Annotated in this window: 4 protein-coding genes; 2 read left to right on the top strand and 2 right to left on the bottom strand. The window is 58.4% G+C overall.

The annotated features are described in order from the left end of the window. Window positions 1-35: 35 nt before the first annotated feature. On the bottom strand, window positions 36-221 hold the full coding sequence (locus NW853_RS08460) for a hypothetical protein (RefSeq protein ID WP_414348795.1): 186 nt from the start codon (window positions 219-221) through the stop codon (window positions 36-38). Window positions 222-249: 28 nt separating this feature from the next. On the opposite strand from NW853_RS08460, the gene NW853_RS08455 reads away from it, so the two are divergent. Both NW853_RS08455 and NW853_RS08450 read left to right on the top strand, forming a co-directional pair. Beyond that, window positions 250-735, top strand: coding sequence for a hypothetical protein (locus NW853_RS08455; RefSeq protein ID WP_414348794.1), 486 nt, complete (start codon window positions 250-252; stop codon window positions 733-735). Then, on the top strand, window positions 645-833 hold the full coding sequence (locus tag NW853_RS08450) for a DUF4168 domain-containing protein (protein ID WP_414348796.1): 189 nt from the start codon (window positions 645-647) through the stop codon (window positions 831-833). Before NW853_RS08455 ends, NW853_RS08450 begins: the two co-directional genes overlap by 91 nt. On the opposite strand, the gene NW853_RS08445 is transcribed toward NW853_RS08450, so the two are convergent. Then, window positions 830-1,107, bottom strand: a 278-nt coding sequence (locus NW853_RS08445; RefSeq protein ID WP_414348793.1) for a chorismate pyruvate-lyase family protein, incomplete at its 5' end; no start/stop codon positions are given. The genes NW853_RS08450 and NW853_RS08445 overlap by 4 nt on opposite strands.

The following is a 1,107-nucleotide window of genomic DNA, read 5'->3' as shown; positions in this document are numbered from 1 at the left end:
TGGAGCAGGAGCTGAGCGCTTACCTGGATTGAGGACTACCCTTTCTGCCGCTCAACCTCGAAATCCCGTTTGGTATGTCGCGGGATCAACTCCAGCCGATCAATGTCGTCTCGCCAACTGGGGGGAACTCTGCGAAAACACAGGCCAAACAGCTCGTGGGCTAAGGCGATCCGTTCTTTGTCAATATGCAGGTAAGCCTTGCCGAATAACCCGTCTACCATCCACAGCTCTATCGCCCAAAGGAGCGGTATGAGCAGGTTAAGCAGCAGATTCATCCTCAGTCTCATCCCCAAGCCCTCTCCCTTGCCGCAGCCGGCTGTGACCTCTGCTGCCTGGCTTGCTCTCTTGAGTGCCGGCTTGAGTGGGGCTGCTCTCTGTTTGGCAAGTTTGGCCCCTTGGAATGCCCTCAGCCCGGCCCGAGGTTTGAATGATGTGGCCAGCAAAACGGCTGTTGTTGGCACCCCTCAGTTGTCCGGCAACGCGGATCCTTCTTGGGCGGCCTCCTCCGTCCCCCAGATGGGCAACGCCTCGGAGATGAGGATCTCCCCTTCTAAAGACTTCTTGAAGCCTTCCCCAGAGCAGATCGACCGCTTCGCCCGCGCTCTTCTGGCGGTGCAGCCCCTTCTGGCGGCCACCCAAATCGTCTGCAGCAGGCCAACGGCAGCGAGGAACGTCGGCAAATTGAACAACAGTTTGAAACCGCAGCCGCCAAGGTCATCGCCGCCCATCAACTGACCCCAGAGGACTATCACCGCATCTCTGCCAGCGCCCAGTCGGATCCGGGTGTAGCAGCCGCAGTCACCGCAGCCGTGCGCCGCTGGATGTCGCTCTAGCCCGACAAGACCCTGGCCTGCAGGCGGGAGGAGAAAACTTCGTAAATAACCGTCAAAGGTTGGCCTCGGTGCAGCAAAAGATAATGCCTAGCCCAGAAAGGGCCAGGACACTGCAGCAGCCGGGCAATCGGGTCTGTCTCACCATAGTAAAGGCCGCGCAGATCGCGAAAGGTCTCCAGTTTTTCTTGGATTAGATTTTGGCCAATGGGCAAATCGGGATGGGGCAAGTATCGAGCCAGATGGTCGGAGTTCCACCAAGAGGTGGCATAGAGCA

The sequence above is a fragment of the Synechococcus sp. H55.11 genome (assembly GCF_047462475.1).
Taxonomy (GTDB): Bacteria; Cyanobacteriota; Cyanobacteriia; order Thermostichales; family Thermostichaceae; genus Thermostichus.
Note: the sequence above shows the minus strand (reverse complement) of the source record. Positions and strands in the feature narration are given on the sequence as shown.